Annotated in this window: 19 protein-coding genes; 1 reads left to right on the top strand and 18 read right to left on the bottom strand. The window is 35.7% G+C overall.

What is annotated here, in order from left to right; genetic code table 11:
* Positions 1-59: 59 nt before the first annotated feature.
* The 7 genes from QVA17_RS06060 to der all read right to left on the bottom strand — a co-directional run bounded on the left by QVA17_RS06060 (position 60) and on the right by der (position 7,414).
* Complete coding sequence (locus QVA17_RS06060) at positions 60-677, bottom strand: vacuolar family H+-ATPase subunit H (RefSeq protein WP_287387078.1); 618 nt, start codon at positions 675-677, stop codon at positions 60-62.
* A gap of 16 nt (positions 678-693) precedes the next feature.
* Positions 694-1,182: a pantetheine-phosphate adenylyltransferase gene (coaD, locus tag QVA17_RS06055; protein WP_074521184.1), complete on the bottom strand. Its 489-nt coding sequence runs from the start codon at positions 1,180-1,182 to the stop codon at positions 694-696.
* Between the two features lies 1 nt (position 1,183).
* Complete coding sequence (rsmD, locus tag QVA17_RS06050; RefSeq protein WP_027430742.1) at positions 1,184-1,744, bottom strand: 16S rRNA (guanine(966)-N(2))-methyltransferase RsmD; 561 nt, start codon at positions 1,742-1,744, stop codon at positions 1,184-1,186.
* 45 nt (positions 1,745-1,789) lie between these two features.
* The gene (locus QVA17_RS06045; RefSeq protein WP_287387076.1) at positions 1,790-4,273 is read right to left on the bottom strand and encodes a LuxR C-terminal-related transcriptional regulator; all 2,484 of its coding nucleotides are present in this window, start codon (positions 4,271-4,273) and stop codon (positions 1,790-1,792) included.
* Between the two features lie 144 nt (positions 4,274-4,417).
* Positions 4,418-5,428 carry an NAD(P)H-dependent glycerol-3-phosphate dehydrogenase gene (locus QVA17_RS06040; RefSeq protein ID WP_287387074.1) on the bottom strand — a complete coding sequence of 337 codons (1,011 nt, stop codon included), beginning with the start codon at positions 5,426-5,428 and terminating at the stop codon, positions 4,418-4,420.
* On the bottom strand, positions 5,421-6,086 hold the full coding sequence (plsY, locus tag QVA17_RS06035; protein ID WP_027430739.1) for a glycerol-3-phosphate 1-O-acyltransferase PlsY: 666 nt from the start codon (positions 6,084-6,086) through the stop codon (positions 5,421-5,423). The genes QVA17_RS06040 and plsY overlap by 8 nt, the downstream gene beginning before the upstream one ends.
* Complete coding sequence (gene der, locus QVA17_RS06030) at positions 6,086-7,414, bottom strand: ribosome biogenesis GTPase Der (protein ID WP_287387072.1); 1,329 nt, start codon at positions 7,412-7,414, stop codon at positions 6,086-6,088. Before der ends, plsY begins: the two co-directional genes overlap by 1 nt.
* A gap of 135 nt (positions 7,415-7,549) precedes the next feature.
* On the opposite strand from der, the gene QVA17_RS06025 reads away from it, so the two are divergent.
* Complete coding sequence (locus tag QVA17_RS06025) at positions 7,550-8,386, top strand: hypothetical protein (RefSeq protein WP_074521189.1); 837 nt, start codon at positions 7,550-7,552, stop codon at positions 8,384-8,386.
* 387 nt (positions 8,387-8,773) lie between these two features.
* Here the strand turns inward: QVA17_RS06025 and pgeF are convergent, their stop codons facing one another.
* From pgeF to QVA17_RS05970, 11 genes are all read right to left on the bottom strand, one after another.
* Positions 8,774-9,736, bottom strand: coding sequence for a peptidoglycan editing factor PgeF (gene pgeF / locus QVA17_RS06020; protein ID WP_287387070.1), 963 nt, complete (start codon positions 9,734-9,736; stop codon positions 8,774-8,776).
* A gap of 5 nt (positions 9,737-9,741) precedes the next feature.
* Positions 9,742-10,083 carry a YraN family protein gene (locus QVA17_RS06015; RefSeq protein ID WP_027430735.1) on the bottom strand — a complete coding sequence of 114 codons (342 nt, stop codon included), beginning with the start codon at positions 10,081-10,083 and terminating at the stop codon, positions 9,742-9,744.
* A gap of 12 nt (positions 10,084-10,095) precedes the next feature.
* Positions 10,096-10,440: an EscU/YscU/HrcU family type III secretion system export apparatus switch protein gene (locus tag QVA17_RS06010; RefSeq protein ID WP_027430734.1), complete on the bottom strand. Its 345-nt coding sequence runs from the start codon at positions 10,438-10,440 to the stop codon at positions 10,096-10,098.
* A gap of 42 nt (positions 10,441-10,482) precedes the next feature.
* Positions 10,483-12,180: a flagellar hook-length control protein FliK gene (gene fliK, locus QVA17_RS06005; RefSeq protein WP_287387066.1), complete on the bottom strand. Its 1,698-nt coding sequence runs from the start codon at positions 12,178-12,180 to the stop codon at positions 10,483-10,485.
* Between the two features lie 84 nt (positions 12,181-12,264).
* Positions 12,265-12,924, bottom strand: a complete 660-nt coding sequence (locus QVA17_RS06000) for a ribonuclease HII (RefSeq protein WP_287387064.1) — start codon at positions 12,922-12,924, stop codon at positions 12,265-12,267.
* Between the two features lie 42 nt (positions 12,925-12,966).
* The gene (gene ylqF / locus QVA17_RS05995) at positions 12,967-14,130 is read right to left on the bottom strand and encodes a ribosome biogenesis GTPase YlqF (protein ID WP_330635156.1); all 1,164 of its coding nucleotides are present in this window, start codon (positions 14,128-14,130) and stop codon (positions 12,967-12,969) included.
* Between the two features lie 33 nt (positions 14,131-14,163).
* Positions 14,164-14,724, bottom strand: coding sequence for a signal peptidase I (lepB, locus tag QVA17_RS05990; RefSeq protein ID WP_027430730.1), 561 nt, complete (start codon positions 14,722-14,724; stop codon positions 14,164-14,166).
* 122 nt (positions 14,725-14,846) lie between these two features.
* Positions 14,847-15,197 (bottom strand): 50S ribosomal protein L19, encoded by a 351-nt coding sequence (gene rplS / locus QVA17_RS05985; protein ID WP_034245423.1) that lies wholly within the window; start codon positions 15,195-15,197, stop codon positions 14,847-14,849.
* Positions 15,198-15,308: 111 nt separating this feature from the next.
* Positions 15,309-15,833 (bottom strand): ribosome maturation factor RimM, encoded by a 525-nt coding sequence (gene rimM / locus QVA17_RS05980; RefSeq protein WP_287387063.1) that lies wholly within the window; start codon positions 15,831-15,833, stop codon positions 15,309-15,311.
* 37 nt (positions 15,834-15,870) lie between these two features.
* Positions 15,871-17,601, bottom strand: a complete 1,731-nt coding sequence (locus QVA17_RS05975; protein ID WP_287387061.1) for an ATP-binding protein — start codon at positions 17,599-17,601, stop codon at positions 15,871-15,873.
* Positions 17,588-18,715, bottom strand: a complete 1,128-nt coding sequence (locus QVA17_RS05970) for a metallophosphoesterase family protein (RefSeq protein WP_287387059.1) — start codon at positions 18,713-18,715, stop codon at positions 17,588-17,590. Before QVA17_RS05970 ends, QVA17_RS05975 begins: the two co-directional genes overlap by 14 nt.
* Positions 18,716-18,732 lie beyond the last annotated feature (17 nt).

Here is an 18,732-nt window from a genome sequence, read left to right as displayed (position 1 = left end):
ACCAAAGCTCATAGCTTAGCAATCGCTTTAGTATATGTATTATAATGTCTTATAAAATATTATAAATCTTCTTCAGATTCATCATCTAATTTCTGTGCCTTTGTATCAGCTGTCTCTGCTGCTACTTCAGCAGTATCATCTGTGGCACCCTTTAATTCGTTTCTATTGTTATTAACAACAGATAAAACGTCTTCTAAGCCATTAAGTAATGACTCATACTTCTGCTTATTATCTCTAATTGAGTGTTCAATAATAAACTGTAACTTAGCTAACATATCGTCTGTATACTGCATTGCGCCGTATCTAATGTCGTTAGCTTCGCCTGTTGCGCTATCAAGTATTTGTTGAGCTTGAGCTGTAGCAGTCTCAATAAGTTCATTAGCCTGAGCGTAAGCTCTCTGCATAATCTCGTGTTCATTAACAAGTTCCTCTGTCTGAACCTGTGCTGTTCTTAAAATAGCCTCTGCCTGTTCCTTTGCATCTGCAATAATGGCATCCTTGTTATTAAGAATCTTTTGGTATTTCTTAACTTCTTCTGGAGTCTTTAATCGAAGCTCTTTTAACATCTCTTCCATTTCACTTCTATCAACAATAATCTTGTTCTTTGATAAACCATAGAACTTACAGCTGTCGATATAACTTTCAATGTCGCTAATCATCTGTTCAATTCTGCTCATACTCTCTCTCCCTCAACTAATTATTTGATGCATTATATTTTTCATTTACTTTATCAATAACATATTCTGGAACAAATTTTGAGATGTCCCCATGATACATTGCCATCTCCTTTACAATGCTTGAACTTAAGTAAGCATATTCAAGACTTGTATTAAGGAATACAGTGTCAATGCTTGGCGCAGCCACTTTGTTTGTCTGTGACATTGCAAGTTCGTATTCAAAATCTGTTACAGCACGAAGGCCTCTAATAATAGCATTAACCTCGTGTTCTTTAGCAAATTCCACTAAAAGTCCACTAAATGATAATACTTCTACATTTGGAATGTGCTTTGTTACTTCTTTTAACATATTAACACGTTCATCTACTGAAAACAATGGTGTTTTAGCCTTGTTATTTAGTACTCCTACAATAAGGTGGTCTACTAATTTTGCTGAACGCTCGATAATATCTAAGTGACCTAATGTTACCGGATCAAAGCTGCCCGGATAAATTGCTTTTTTCACTTTATTTGTCTCCCTTTAGTTTAAAAAATAAATGCTTATTTGTCTTATAAGTCTTAGCTCTAACTAATTCAAAGCCAAGCTCTTCTGCATAGTCTAAGTCAACATCAAGGGCCTCTTCAACAATAATAATTGAATATTCATCAACTATTCCTGCCTGCTTAATTGCCTTTAATGTCTCAAACTCATAGTCCTTTCCGTATGGAGGATCCATGAATACTATGTCAAATATTTCACCGCCCTTAAGACGATTTATTGCTGATAAACAATCGCATTCCATTAAGTTAGCCTTATCTGCTAATTTTGTAAATGCTAAATTGTCCTTAATAACCCCACAAGCATTTTTTGCATTTTCAACTAATGTAGCACTTTTAGCACCTCTGCTTAAAGCCTCGATTCCAATAGCCCCACTACCAGAATAGAGGTCTAGAAAATTTGATCCTACGATATCTGATTGTAGAATATTAAATAAGGTTTCCTTTATTCTATCAGTTGTAGGTCTTGTTCCTGGTCCCTCAATGGTTTTAAGAGGGAGGTGTCTAGCACTTCCTGCAATAACTCTCATATGTGTCCTTTCTTGTTCTCGCTAGAAAGCTATCTGGCCTCGACATTATTCAAAGAAATTCTTTAAATCACCTCTTGAATTAATGCCCAACTTGTTAAATATAACCTTCATGTTAGATTTAACAGTACTTTCTGCAATAAATAACTGCTCTGCAATTTCTTTGTTTGTAAGACGCTGTGCGGCAAGCTTTGCAACATCAGCCTCTCTTACTGTTAGGCCGTAATCTGCTAACATTCTTCCGGCCTTCTTAACTGTCTTAACACCCTTTTCATAGTTCTTAGCATGCTTATTAATGCTCTTTACAAAAGGTGATAAAGTCTTGCTAATTGTGATTTCATCAAGCATATCGCCAATGTATGAATAGTTCTGAACGAATGGCATAATGATTCTATCATGAACAGCCAATTCCATAGCCTCAAGTAAGAATCTCTTAGCTTTTTCAGAATCATTAGTTTCGTTATTAGCGATTGCAAGGAAAATGTATGTGTAAATTCTTGGCACTATGTAAGAGAATAACTTACTTAAGCCGATTAACTGTCCACTAATTCCAAGGAAGTGATGATACTCCTCTGTAAGAATTAAGTATTTACACAATGCAACATTTACATAACTAAGGGAAATGAAGTTAGCATGATCTTCAATACTCTTCTCATCCTTTAGCCAGTTGCTTATCTTATCAACCTCATCTAAGTCAGTATAGATAAATGCCTTGCACACATCCACCATCTTAGATAAGTTGTTAGCTGCATCTTCATTAGATGTAAGTCTAAATTCAATATTGTTCATGTATTCCTTGTAGGCATCATTAGCTCCATGATAAATGGAAATACGTGCCATAAGGAAGTTAGCTGCAATATAGATATCATGCTGGTTTCTACTATCTGCCATATAAATAACCTTATGACAAAGAATTTCAGCACCATCTATCTCACCTCTATTGTAAAGACTTTCTGCCTTCATTAAAGCTTCAAAGCCCTTACCGTGTCCATTAGTAATTCTATAATAATTAGGTGCGCAATCCTCAAGTGAGAACATCTCCACATCTAATCCGCCGATTCTTCTATGGTAAAGAGCCATAATAGAAGGACTTTCAAAACTGAATGGATACTGTGATGAAATAAGATTTAGAGGTGACTTTGTAAGATATGTAACCTTTTTAAAGTCCTCATTCATCTTGTTAAAATCATTATAAGTAAAGAAAGCATTGATATACTGAATTTCAGCAAGGTATGAGTTCTTTTGAATCTCATCTACTAAATCATCGTTCTTGATATCATTTTCAATATCCTTAATTAAGGCCTCCATTGTGTTCTTCTCGTTATATAAGAACATAGCAAAGCACATAATAATTGAAAATTCATACTTTCCCTTCTTGTCTACCTTCCAATACTGGTTGGCAACATTAAAGAACATATCCTTATTCTCACGAATAATATAGCAATAAAGGCTACTAAGGGTTGCATCGCAAGTATAAATCTTTCCATACTCATTAGACTCATTATAAAGCTTAATTGCATAGAAATAATCGCTATTAGAGAGGTATGTATCCGCTGCTCTCATAGTAATTTCCTTAATTGTATCCTTTGGCTTTTCCTTAAAGACCTTCTGCATGAAGTTCTTAAATACAGGATTAAAGCTATAAGTTCTAGATAATTTATCATAGTCTATAAGTGAGACTTTTCTTAAATATTCTAGGCATGTTCTTTCATCTAGCTTAGTCTGTGCAACGCACTGGCTGATTGTAAATTTATGAAATACTGAGAGATTAATTAAGAAATCTCTTAGTGAATCGTCTAAGTTATACCATATGTTAGTTTCAATAAAATTATCAAGGTTCTCTCTTGATGAAGTCTTTGCCTTATCTCCATCATGATCCATATAAAGTTCTACAATATATGGCCAACCCATTGTTTTATTGTAAATGTCTTTAGCAATTTCAATATCAACTATAATTTCATTTAATCTAAAATAATCATAAATGTCCTCAGGCACGAAGCTTAAGTCACTCTTATCAATACATCCGATTTCATTCTTAGTAATTAAATTGATAATATCTTGATAGTGTAATTCATGTATAAGAAATACATACTTTAGACCTGGTGTAGTCGCAGCGTAGTTTATCTTAAAGAATGTTGCAAGATTATCGTCAAAGACTTTATCAAAGTTATCAATAACAACAACTGTCTGTGCTCTTTCGTTAGTTAAGTTAGACATTAATGAGCAAAGCTCGTTAACTTCCTCTTCTGTTGTAGGAAATCCTAAATTAGAAAAATGTGCTGCATGTGTTGGGCTAACAAGCTTAATAGCATTGCATAGATTGTTCCAGAAAATCTCCTTTGATGTGTCTGCATCAATCCAAAGGATTGTGTAGCCTGGGTAATTCTTAAAAAATGTACGGCAAACAATAGATTTACCATACCCTGTTGGCGCACAGATAAAATTGTATCTGTACTGCTCAAATGAGCTTAACTTATCCTTTAAACGATTAGAAATATAAGCTCTGTTTAGTAATTGTTTAATATGCGCCATGTATAACTATCCTCTCTTCATAACATTTCTTCCAATATATAAAGTATAAACCAAATTTTAGTATAAAAAAATGGGTAATCTATACCATTATACCTAATGAAATAGGACTAATGACACATTAGCCCTATTTCACAACCCACTTTTTTATTCCCATGAAATACTATCTGCTTCGATCTTTTTATCTCTAAGCATAAGCTCAGAAACTGCAAGAGAAGCATTCATATCTTCAAAGAGCACCTTGTTAATCTGCTCTACAATTGGCATTGAAACGTTATATTTTTTAGCAAGTAAAAGGGCTGCCTTAGCGGAATAAACGCCTTCTACCACCATCTTTACTTCTTCCATAGCCTGGTCTTTTGTGTAACCTTTACCGATTAAGATACCTGCACGTCTGTTACGAGAATGCATACTCTCGCAAGTAACGATTAAGTCTCCAATACCTGATAAACCAGCAAATGTCTCAACCTTAGCTCCCATAGCAAGACCTAAACGGCTGATTTCAGCAATACCTCTAGTAATAAGGGCTGCCTTAGTATTATCACCATAGCCAAGGCCATCAGCGATACCTGCTGCAAGGGCAATAACATTTTTAAGTGAGCCTCCAAGGCAAATTCCTAGTACATCTGGACTAATATATACTCTAAATACATCACTCATGAAGATGTTCTGTAAGAAAATTGCATCCTCCTTCTTTGCAGTACCAATAACGCAAGTTGTAGGAATACCTCTACCAACCTCCTCTGCGTGGCTTGGTCCTGAAAGTACAGCTACTGTAGCCTGTGGAATTTCATCCTTTATTACATCACATAAAGTCATTAGACTACTTTCTTCAATACCCTTACCAACATTAACGATATACTGTCCATCTTTAACATATGGAGCAAGTAATTTGGCTGTTGAACGAGTATAAGGTGAAGCAACTGCAAGCACTAAGATATCAGCAGATTCTACTGCTTCCTTAGTGTTACCGTTAAATTTAATATTCTCTGGAATCTTAACTCCAGGAAGGCACTTTGTATTCTCGTGGTTCTTTCTTAATACATCAAGTTCCTCTTCAAATACAGACCAAACTGTTACTTCGTGTCCATTGTTGTTTAGTAAAATAGATAATCCTAAGCCCCAGCTTCCGGCGCCCATAATACTGATTTTAGCCATTCTTTTTCTCTCCCATCTTTCTTTCAGTTCCATTAATAAGTCGTTTTATGTTAGCCGCATGTCTAATAAAGCCAAGTGCAGCAAATAAGAATACTATAATGCAGCTTTCTACATGTTCAGTTCCGTTAAGTGGTAGGAAACCAACTAAATCCCAAATTACAAATTCAATAAAGAAACCAGCAATTCCAATAAGGGATGCAAGGCTTACATACTTTGTTGTAAATAACACTAATGGGAATGTAATAAGTCCAAAAAGTGTAAATGCAAAGCAATAATGAGGGAAAGGTATAAGTGCAATTACAAGTCCTGAAGTTGCTGCAATACCCTTACCACCCTTGAAGCCTAAATAGAATGGGAAGTTGTGTCCAAGTACTGTACCAAAGCCGGCATATAAGAATAATAATAATTCTGATACGTTAAAATGTGGCGCTATGCAGAAGTTAACAATGATTCCTGCAAGTATTACTTTGAAAATGTCTAAAAAGTAAGTTAAGAAGCCATATTTCTTACCTAAGGTACGCATAACATTTGTTGTACCAGCGTTTCCGCTACCATATTTTCTAATATCGATGTGATTAAATCTTCCAAGCCAATATCCGCCCTGGATTATAGAACCTAAAAGATATCCTAAAACTAAACATAATATTCGTGCTAACATTACAAGTCTTTCTCCTTACGCTCTCTGTTGATAAATCTTACTGGAGTTCCTCTAAAACCGAAGGATTCTCTAATTTTGTTCTCAATATATCTTGTATATGAGAAATGAGTTAATTCTTTGTCATTAACAAACATAACAAAGGTTGGTGGTTTAACAGAAACCTGAGTCATGTAATAAATCTTAAGTCTCTTACCCTTATCTGAAGGTGGCTGCTTCATAGCAACAGCCTCTGTTAAGATTTCGTTAAGTACACCAGTTGGTATACGCATTGTCTGATGGTCAATGATCTCATCTACTAACTCATAAATCTTAGCTAGACGTTGTCCTGTCAGTGCTGAAATAAACATGATTTCCGCATATGGCATAAATGACAATGTATCTTTAATTTTATTAGTAAATTCATAAATTGTCTTATCGTTTTTCTCAATGGCGTCCCACTTATTAACGGCAATAATAACACCCTTACCTCTTTCGTGGGCAATACCAGCAATCTTAGCATCCTGTTCTGTAACGCCTTCAGTTGCATCAATAACTAAAATAGCTACATCACATCTCTCAACTGCTGCCACTGTTCTAATGATTGAGAAACGTTCAAGATCTTCTTTAATCTTACTCTTTCTTCTAAGACCCGCTGTATCAATAAATACATAGTCTTTCTTATTGTATTTAATTACTGTATCAATAGCGTCTCTTGTAGTACCAGCTATATTACTTACAATAACTCTGTTCTTTCCCATGAGCTTATTAATAAGGGAAGACTTACCAACATTTGGCTTACCAATAACGGCAATCTTAGGTCTGTCATCTTCTTCCTCAGTATCAGCTTCCTCTGGGAAATGCTTAATAACCTCATCAAGTAGGTCACCAAGACCTAACTTACTAATAGCAGAAATTGGCATTGGATCGCCAATTCCAAGGTTATAAAATTCGTAGACATCTGGCATAAGCTTATCAAAGTTGTCTACCTTGTTAACACAAAGTACAACTGGCTTATGGGAACGTCTAAGCATATCTGCCACCTTAGCATCTGAATCAACTAAGCCCTGCTTAACATCTGTCATAAATACAATGACATCTGCAGTATCAATGGCAATCTGTGCCTGCTCTCTCATCTGAGATAAAATAATATCCTTTGAATCTGGTTCGATACCACCTGTGTCAATAAGTGTAAATGATTTATCAAGCCAAGTAACCTCGGCATAAATTCTATCTCTTGTAACACCAGGAGTATCCTTAACAATAGAAATCTGTTGCCCACAAAGACAATTAAATAATGTTGATTTACCAACATTAGGTCTTCCGACAACAGCTACAATAGGTTTACTCATAATTATTCATCCTAATCTTATTAATAAATTTTTAATGTAAATATACTGATTTATAATATCAGTTTAATTGCTTTTTGTAAAGGTCTATGATATTATACCGATTATTGAAACTAGTTGATTTCTGGGAGGTTTTTGATGAAGTTTAACAAAATAAAAAGAAGAGTTTTATCATGTTTAATGGTTGGAATTTTTACGGTGTCCTTCTTAAATTTTAACAAAGTTACAAGCTTTGCGGATACAGACACGAAGAGCCTACAATTTTCCGCCATAAATTTAAAGATAGAAGTTCCAAGTGAGCTGATTTGCTTTACACAGTCTACTACTAATAACAATTCCTATCTAGAATTAATTGGTGCCTCAGACGCCTCAGAAGTTCAGACTTCTATGATAGCCAACAATTGTTACTTAGAAGCTGTAGATGCAGATATGACCTATGAACTTGCAATTACTGGTGTTAAGGCAAATGAGTCTCTATCCGATTTTAACACTTTATCCGAAAGTGATTTAAATAGTCTATTTGATTCCTACATCGAATCAGAATCCAATTTAGAGACAGAATATAAGGAAGAAGAGATTTTAGATAGCGGCATAGAATACTTTAATGATCAGCCCTATTTTATGACATATAACATTTCAACTACTACTGAAGGTGTGGTTGTTTACGCAACAAAGTATTATACAGTAGCTAATGGCTACATTTACAATTTTGCAATCCAGACAAATACAGATTCTGTAACAGATGAGATGCTTGCTAATATGGCAGTTGTTTTAAACTCCGCTAAGTATACAGAAGTTAAATCTTCGATTTTAGAAAATGGAGTCGTTTCCGAAACTTTATCAGTAATCATTACTGCTGCCATTCCCGTAGCAATTTTGGCATTGCTTGTTTACTTTATAAGAGTTGGGAATAAGAAGAAACAGAATAAGTTGATAAAGGAAGAACTAGAGATTAAGAAGCGTAGGGGGTTGTAGAGACGGAAGTGCAGAAAAGGCTCGAGGTTTGCGACGGACGTACATTGCAGCAAAGACACTAACTTCTCAAAGACACGCTTGCGCTAAGCTAATTACCTAGCGGATACTAAAAAAAGCCCGGGATTTTACAATCCTGGGCTTTTTAAGTACCGAGGTAATTAGAATTGTCTTTTCGAAGTTGTGTCTTTGCTTCCATTTACTTTGTCGCAAAACTCGCGCGAGTTTCACCGCGCTCGAGGGCTACAAATTAACGCTTTTACGGGACGGTTCTGTTGATGTTTTGATTTTGTTGTGATACTCGCGCGAGCGTTGCCGCGCTCGGAGTTTACAAAATAACTACTTAAACTATATAATTGCGCGCGAGTTTCACCGCGCTTGGAGATAGGTTTATTGTTTAATGTATATGAAGTTGCATAGTAAACCACGTTTTCCTTGACTTCCTCTATGGGAGAAGAGTAAATCTTTATTACAGCAGGTGCATATATTAGTTACGTTTATGCTTTCTGGCTTTATGCCGGCGTTTAGCATGTTGTAGTAATTGGCCATGTGTAGGTTTAGTTGGTAGTGGCCATTTTTCTTATCTAATAGAATGTGTTTTTGTTCTTCTTTTGAGTAGGCCTTTTTAAACTCTTCTGCTACATCTTCACTGATTTCATAACAATCCATGCAAATTGATGGGCCAATAAAGCTTACAAGATCTTCTGGTTTTGTGCCAAACTTTTGTCCCATTTGTTCAACTACATTTCTTGTAATATTTCCTACTGTACCCCTCCAACCAGAGTGGGCAGAGCCTATTACATGTCTTTTTTTATCAACGAAGATTACAGGAACACAATCTGCAAAGGAAGTTACAAGACATAGATTTTTCTTATCAGTAATAAGTCCATCGATATTGTCATAGTTACGTTCTTTTGTAACTCCCATGCCTGCATTTGACTCATCTACATATAAAACATTAGTTGTGTGAGTTTGTTTTGAATAGACTAGTCTGTCTGGGTTTATCTTAATGGCCTTAGAAAAAATTCTAAAATTTTCTAAAACATTTTCCCTACTATCTCCTCTATCATAGCAAAAGCTCATGCTCTCAGAGTAGCCAGTACTTACCCCACCAAGTCTAGTAGAAAAGGCGCACTCAATAAAGTTTAAATCCTTAAAGGGTTTAAATCTAATAATGCCAACCTTGTGACTTGCCAAAGACTCCTTAGATGCTTCGTTCTCTTTGGCAGCAGGCTGTCTATTAAAATACTTATTTGCATCAACCTCAATTTCTTCAAAATATGTGGAATCAATACAAGAGCCCACCTTTAGTCCGTCAAAAAAATTCTTGTTATTAATTAATTTAAATTCCATATTTTTTAAAAGCCATTCTCTATGTGTGTTATTTTGTCCTTATCAATTCCAATTACATCAAAACTTATGGGGATTTCCAAACTGTGATAGTTTGTTAAAAGATAGTAGCGAGCTACCTGCCTTATGACTTGTTGCTTGCGCTTATTTACCGCCTCAATAGAATTTCCGTAGCGGCTATTAGATCTATATTTAACCTCGATAAAAATTATTCTATTATTTTTTTTAGCAATTAAATCTATTTCCCCTAATTTACATCTGTAATTCCTCTTAATAATTTTATACCCCTTGTCCGTTAGGTATTTGAGGGCTAAATACTCATTCTCCTGCCCTAGTTGTCTTTTGTTCATGGCTTAACCTTTCTATTTATTTTTTAATTTTCCTCTTATTCTATCACAGTCATCCACAAATACAAGTATTTCTGCAACAACTGTATATAATTCAGGAGGTATCATATCCCCTATATCTAGCTTAGATAGGGTATTTGCAAGGCCTGTGTCCTCATAGGTTGGCACATTTACCTCCTTGGCCTTTTCAATAATGGTTTCTGCAAGATGTCCCTTACCACTGGCAATGATTTTTGGCGCATCTTCCCCAGGGACGTATTCAAGAGCAACTGCAATTTTTTGCTTATTGTCCCCGTCCTTATTTTTACTGCTGTCTTTATTTACATTTTCCTTATTAAAATGAAACTTATTCTCCGCCATAATTTTACCCCCGTAAAATTAAATAGTCACAAAACTTTCTAGCTAGGCCTTGGTATCAAAAATGTAGGTTTCAATAGGGCTTGACTTATTTAGGTCTCGCTCAATAAAATCTCTTACAAAGTCGAAACTCTTTGCCGCCTCGTCATTGGTCTTCATTTCAAAATGTGTATCGTAACCAAGCTCTGAGAGCCGCTTTTCAAGCTTATCAATATTCTCATAGATAAAATCTAGCATCTCATCGGACTCTAGAACAAAGTTGGTGCTTAGATTAGTCTTATTAGTTAGCTTTACGTAAATGTCTAGAGGTCCTAAGTTTTCCATGTCTAGATGCAGCATAGCGCTAATATTATCTGGGTCGTATTTTAGATTTTTCTTATTACTAAAAACGTAGAGTTCTCCGTTTCCCTCGCTATCACTAAACTTAATTGGCATCTGCATAAACATAAGATTTCTATTAAGCTCGTTCATAAAGTTAATGTTATTCTTTAGATTGTCTACGTTTTTCTCGGTCTGTGGGCTAATATTTAGGTTCTTTAAATCCTTAGATAGCTCGTCCACATTTTTCTTTAATTTATTGTAAAATTCATTAATAGCGTCCTCAGACTCCCCTACTTCCTTAGGGCTAAGCTTCATAGTCTCATTAATTAATTCGTGGAAAAGACTCTTAAAGTCTTTGTCGCCAATAAGCTTTGCAAGATTTTCGTTTGATAATGCATTTTCAGAATTAAAAAGCTTAGTAACTAGGTCTCTTGTAGTAATTGAGCCATCTTTAATCTGGCTTGCTAATTCCTTATCGCTTACAAGGCTTGCTAGATTATTTAAACTTTCTTTTGATAAAAATGTATCTAGTGTATTATCCTTTGAATCTGCCACACCATTGTATAGATTGTTTATAGTGGATTTGAGAATATCACGGGCGTTAGCTAGATTATCCTTTTGTAAATTTTGGATATTCTCTCCTAAGGCTGAAGCATTAGCCTCATTAGGATTTCCAACTAGATTGCTAGGATTATTTCCTTGCGCATCGCCCTTAGTGGCAAGATTTCCTGCCTGATCCTTATTATTTATAAGCCCTTCTAAGTCTTTGAAAAAATCCGACTCTAGTGTATTTAGGCTTTGTTCTATCTTTGCGTCGAATTGCTTATAGGCTTCAAATTGTCCGATATTTTCTTTATTAATTGGAATATTTAGTCTTGTTAGATTAGCTAGGCTGTTTAAATTAGCCTCTGGGAATTTTGCCATTTGACGAGCCAAGTTAGTTATGGTCTCTTTATTAATTGGCATATTTAGGGATAAAAGCTCTTTTACAATGTTTATGTTCTTCTCGTTTACAGGAAGATTTGCTGCCTCAAGAGCTCTGTTAATTACAGTGTTTGCCTGACCGTTAGAATCAAGCGGTCTTATATGAACCTTGCCATTTTGATTGTCCTCAACCATAAAGGTTAGGTTCTCTCCTTTAGAGATATTAACCCCTTTTGAGAGACTGGCATTTATCTTTACATTTTGATTAAGGAGAATTTCAACGCTGCCTTCAGATACATTGGTTACAAGCCCTGAAAATGTATCTCCAGCTAGCATATTTTTAAGCACAGTTATAGCGTTCTCAGAATTATTGCTATTAACAACATTCTTTAAAAGGTTGGCAGACTCCCTAAGAGAAGTGCTTGAAACCTCTCCTTCGGGATTCTGATTAGTATTTATATTTTGGTTATTAAATAGCTTTGAAAGATTAATCTCCATAATTCCCCCACTATACTAATTATTAGTTTCTAGTAACGGTAAATCTTTTGCCAACTTTATAGCTTGCTTAACTAACTTAAAAATTTAATCCACAAAATTCTTTATGAAAGTTCTTCTGTGAATTTCACATGGGCCAAGTTTTCTTAGGGCATCTGTGTGCTCCTTTGTGCCATAGCCCATATTTTTTGCAAAGCCGTAGCCTGGATATTTCTTGTCGTATTCTTCCATCATTCTATCTCTTGTAACCTTAGCAATGATACTTGCACAGGCAATGGTAAAGCTTTTAGCGTCACCCTTAATGATTGGAATCTGAGGAATGTCTATTTCAGGAATATTAACTGCATCGTTTAATAATATATCGGGTTTTACTTCTAAATTGTTAATAGCTTTACGCATAGCTTCATAAGTTGCTTGTAAAATGTTAATCTCATCAATTCTCTTCTCGTCATTGATGCCAATGGAAACGGCAATTGCCTTCTCCATAATTATATCATACAACATTTCACGTCTTTTTTTAGTAACCTTTTTAGAATCATTTACATAAGGGATTCTTACATCCTTTGGCATAATGATGCAGCAAGTAACCACAGGACCTGCAAGAGGGCCACGGCCTACTTCATCGATACCTGCGATATACTCACAATCAGGATGCTGCTTTTCATATTCAAACATGGCCTCAACTCTGGCCATTTCTTCTTCCATTTTTTTCTTCTTTTTTAATTCGCGTTCTTCTTTTAATGTCATATAATGCTCCATTTTCCTAAACTTTAGTTAAGCTTAGATAAATTAAGGTCTTTCAAGAGAAACGAGACCAAGTCTAGCACTTCTAAAGTCATCTAAGATAATATTAGATACCTTTTCAAAATCAGCTTGTGCCCCCTTCTTTATACAACCTCTCTTTAAGGCAATAACTTCCATAATTGCAAGGCTAGTTGCAGTTTCTTCATTAATTGCCATTTCATAATTTGCCTTAGCCTCTTCAACCTCGCTATCTTCAAACTCGTAACGCTTCTTTAGGTTATTGGCATAATACTTATTTAAGTACTTAATAACCTCAAGGGCTAAGTCATCCTTATTTAAAATGTTGTCGTTAATTGAACCTATCATGGCAAGTCTAAGTCCTGTTGTCTGGTCTTCAAACTTAGGCCAGAGGATACCAGGAGTATCAAGAAGCTCGATGTTACCCTTAATCTTGATCCACTGCTTACCCTTTGTTACACCAGGCTTGTTACCAGTTTTAGCTGAAGCCTTACCGGAGTAGGCATTGATAAATGTAGACTTACCCACATTAGGAATACCAACGATCATGGCTCTAATAGGTCTACCAACAATACCCTTTGCCTTGTCCTTTTCAATCTTCTCACTACAAGATTCAAGGATAATCTCGTTTAATTCCTTAAAGCCGTTATTCTTTCTTGAATCCATCTTTAGGCAGTAAAAGCCTTTTTCCTTAAAATAGCTAATCCAAGCATTAGTTAGCTTATCATCAGCTAAATCAGCCTTATTTAAAATAACGATTCTTGCTTTATTATTAGCTAATTCATCAATATCAGGATTTCTTGAACTGTTTGGTACTCTTGCATCAACGATTTCAATTACAAGGTCGATAAGCTTAATATCTTCCTGCATCTGACGCTTCGCCTTAGTCATATGACCTGGATACCAGTTAAAAGTTGCAAGCTTGTTATTATCTCCTGCTGCTTCCTTAGCTTCCATTTTCTTCTTCTTTTCAAGTTTACGTTCTTGAATTTTTCTATCGTGTTCCTTTTTATCAAAAGTCTTGCTAGGCTTAGCTGCGCCAAACTTAGAGCCAGACTTGCCAGCGCCAGCTTTGCTAGCGGCCTTGTTAGCACCGGCTTTGCCAGAACCTGATTTGTTAGCACTGGATTTTCCAGCAGCTCTTCCCTTAGAAGCTGACTTTCCAAAATTTTTCTTGATTTCTTTACTCATATAGAATCACCTTTCAATGATAGTTATGATTGATTATGATACAAATTTAATACGTTTAACAGGGCTTAAAATGAACCAAACCTTGCCAACTATATTGTCTTCCTTTACTGTTCCTATAGATGAGAAACGACTGTCTTCACTATTGTTTCTATTATCACCTAGAACAAAATATTCATCCTTGTCTAGGGTAATGCTTGTGCTTGCAAGACCTGCAGTTAAAATCTCTGTATCCACCACATCGTCTTCTAACTCTTCACCATTAATAAAGACTTTGCCGTCTTTAATAAGCACTGTCTCTCCTGGAAGACCAATTACTCTTTTAATATAAATCTTAGATGAATTAACACCATCTACGCTAAAAGCAATAACGTCGTATCTTTTAGGGCTAGCTAAAGAATAGGCATAACGGTTAACTAAAACTGTATCTCCATCCTTTAAAATAGAGTTCATGGAGTTACCCACATTAGTATCTCTATAGGCTATAAAGCTCACTAAAACGTAAGCTGCCACAATCACCATTATTATATCAACAATATATTTACACACGAATAGCAATTGCTTGTTCTCGTGGTATCTTCTTCTAAATGCTACCATATCACCATATTCTCTCCCAACTTTATTAATTTACAAACAAACTAGATTATATCAAAAAAATGTAGAAAAAAAAAGCCCACAACATAAGTTGCGGGCTTTATAGATCCACTAACGTAAATTAATTATCTAACTAATTCCTTAACCTTAGCAGCCTTACCTGTTCTCTGTCTTAAGTAATAAAGCTTAGCACGTCTAGCCTTACCACGTCTAGTAACTTCTACCTTCTCTACGATAGGTGAATGAAGTGGCCATGTCTTCTCAACGCCAACTCCGTTAGAAATCTTTCTTACAGTGAAAGTAGCACGTACGCCTGTACCCTGCTTCTTAATTACTGTACCTTCGAAAACCTGAATTCTTTCACGGTTTCCTTCTTTAATCTTAGCTGATACCTTAACTGTATCACCTGTTCTGAACTCAGGTGCCTGAGCCTTAAGCTGTGCATCTTCGATGCTCTTAATAATACTATTAGCCATGTGTGACCTCCTATTAATCTGGATGTTCTTAATACAGGAATTGTAACAGAGGACCATCTCGTTATCTCACAACTTTATTAATTTATCATAAATCCTCGCTTTATGCAAGCTTTATTTTTTATTTAAATCCAATAAGCCATCAAGTAGGTGAACAGTGATTGTGCCAGCCTCTAGGTCATGGCCTAAAATGCACTGATCAATAACAGGAATAAGGATTTCATCCCCATCCTCATCTTCTACAATATAGACATTGTTGGCAGCAGTCTCAAGGACATCCTTTAACTTACCAATCTTTTTGCCTTCATCTGTAATAACCTCAAGGCCTACTAAATCGCAGATAAAATATTCTCCTTCTTCGAGCTTAACTGCATTTTCTCTAGTAACCATTAAATCGCACTTAGTATAGATTTCAATATCGTTGATATTAGAGAATTCCTTGAATTTAACTATAACATACTGCTTAAAAAACTTCACAGATTCCACTGTAACGTTAATATTCTCTCTTTTTGCAGCAATGATGCATTCCTTTAAGTCTTTAAATCTTTGTGGATCATCTGTTGTAGGGAAAACCTTAACTTCACCACGAATTCCATGAGTAGATGTAATAACACCGACTCTTAATAAATCATTCTTCATAGTCTACTCCAATCTAAAATCGTATTCGTATTATAAACTAGGTCCTACTTATTGAGCAAGTAAAATAAATAATTTGATAATCCTTTGAGATGATATTTAGCGTATTAAGGCAAGGAGCTAGTGTGTTATCATCCACATTTACAAAAGGGTCATCCAGGATAATAAAAGGTTTTTCCTTAGTAAAGGCACTCTCAATAAAGGCAAGGCGAAGGGCAAGGCCAATTACGTCTCTAAAGGCCTTACTTAGCATTCTCACATCCCTTAACTCTCCGGCATCCTTAATTCTTAGTTCATTATTTATATTTAAAATGTAGTCATCCGTCTCATCAAGCATATAGCCAAGGAACTTATCAAAGCTCTTTTTTACTGGCTTATTGTAGCGCTTAGCAAAATTTTCCTTAGCCAAGCCTAGATAATCTCTAGCTTTTAGAGTATATTCATACTTTTCCTTAAGCTCGATTATCTCTTCCTTGATTTCTGTTAGTCTTGTAATATTTTCTTCTTGCTTTAAAATCTCCTTTGTAAGCTCCTCAATCTCGCGGTTTAGGCGGTAGAGCTCACCTGTGTGCTCATCGATTTTCTTATCATTAAGCTTCATCTTCTCAATTAAAGCCTGATACTTACTAGAAGAGCTGTTAAACTCGGCATCCTCAGCGGATTTAAAAGGTTCGTAGTCCTTAGTTTCTTCCTCTTTTAGATGAGGCTCTTCCTCCTCCTCATCATCTTCCGTATCATCGGCCCTTTTAAAGAAGGTCCTAGACACATAGAAAATCACAATGATAATTCCAATAAAGGTCAGTGGATAAGCGTATCCGTGGTATCTGTTATTATTTTGTAAAAATACACCTAGTACCGTTAGGAAAAATCCAAAGAAAAGTATAAAAAGTCCGATAACATCAGTCTTTTCATTGATGGCAAGCTTATTAAAGTTAAAAATGTCCTTCTTTAACTTTTCTGCCCTCTCATCTTTTGGCGCCTCTTCCTTTTTCTCCTCTTTCGCTTCTTTCTTTTCCTCGCCCTTATTTGATAGTTCCTCAAATATTAGCCCCTGTAGCTCTGACTTAGCCCTTCTTTCCTTATTTAGAAAATGTTCCAAAGACTTAGCTCTTTCAACTAACTTAGAAACTCGTGTTTTATTAGCGTCAAAAGATAGATTTTCAAATTCAAGATTATCAAGCTGTCTAGATAGCTTGTAGAGTCTGCCAGTCTTTCTATCAGGGCTTAAACTATTAATAAGGCCGTTAATGGTGCCAAGGGCGTCGTCGTAGTTATTAATATCAAGTTCATCTAGGCTTACATTACCAAGCAAGCTCTCAATATCCCTTGTAGACTTGGTTTCTAGCTCGTCCTGTCCCACAAAGATGGTATTTTTAAAGGACTCGTGATTAATCTTAAAGATTTCCTCCCCAATGTTTTTACTAAAGTCTGTAGTCTCAAGTAAAGTGTGGGCGTCTCTTATGGAAAATGTATCTTCCTTTTCTCTATCAAAAAAGACACGGTTAATTATATATTCCTTGTTATTAACGCTAAAGCTTAGGCTGCCGCCATAAACTCCGCCTTTCCAAGGTTTAAATCTCTTTCTTTCATTTTCATAATCATCCTTTTTTAGAGGGTTTGCAAAACCGTAAAACATGACACGAATAAAGGCTGCAAGTGTTGTCTTTCCCCAGCCGTTGTCCTCTAGGATGATATTTTTAGTCTCGTTAAAATTGTAATCAAAATTTGACAGCTTACCAAAATTCTCAATATGACAGCTAATTAATCTCATAGTCCTGCTTTCCTAAATCGTTAGTTAACGCTTTAATTCCAATATTAATTATTTGCATCTTGTCCTTATTTGAAAGTTCCTTATCTGTAGCAATTAACCTTACAAATTCACCTTTCAAGGACTCTTCATGGGCGTAGTCGCTAATATTTAGCTTAAATCGGCTGTCGTTTACGATTTTAACGTAGAAGAAGTCGTTTTCAAAATGGCGCTTGATTACATTTTCATTAATATCCGCCTCCACAAGGACTTCTCCCACAAGGACTAGCTTAATAAGGGAGGTTTTAGGGATATTGGCTTCATTAATAGCCTCTGTTGCAAGCTCAATAACATCAAGGCTTGTATATGCATCTGTAATGTCCACCCATACCTCTTCAAGGGTCCTTTTAGCAAAGGGAATAAACTCGTGAGTAAAGCTGTGATTTTCCTCATCAATATTTAGTAAAATAAATCCCTTCTCCCCAAGCTCATCAAAGCCGCGGCCCTCTAGCGCTCCAGAATAGGCATAAATGCCCCTAGAATCGATTTCTCCGACGCTTTCTTTATGAATATGGCCAAGGGCTAAATAGTCGATATTCTTCCCTACAAGGCCATTTAAAGGAATGTTTATGTCATCCTTTTTAGATTCGTAGCCTGTTAGCTGACCATGTAGGCAGACTATGTTAAAGTCAGAAGCTTCAAGCTCAAGGCTCTCTAAGTCTAGATTAGAATCTCTGCTAGTTAGCTCTTTTCCTGAAATTGTTATATCATAATAATCCGAAGAAAATGCTGTATAGGTCTGCCATTCATTATTAAACAAATGCAAATTCTCCGGTAAGTTTCTTAGTTGATCAAGGGAATTAAACTCGTCATGATTTCCCTTTAAGTAGTAAAAATCTATATCTTTTAATCTAGTAATTCCATCAAGAACAATATTCTTTGTAGTCTTACTAACGATTGGCTTATCAAATAAATCCCCAGCGATAATAACAGCATCTACAAGATTCTCATCGGCATAGCGAAGTAATCTTTCGAAGCTATTTATCAGTTCTAGTTTTCTTTCCTTAGTCTGTCCTGCATTAAAATTAGCTGTTAAGGACGAATCTAGGTGCAAATCTGCACAATGTATAATTTTCAATGTATTCCTCCCAATGT

This window comes from Lachnospira sp., assembly GCF_016290755.1.
GTDB classification, from domain to species: Bacteria; Bacillota; Clostridia; order Lachnospirales; family Lachnospiraceae; genus Lachnospira; species Lachnospira multipara.
Note: the sequence above shows the minus strand (reverse complement) of the source record. Positions and strands in the feature narration are given on the sequence as shown.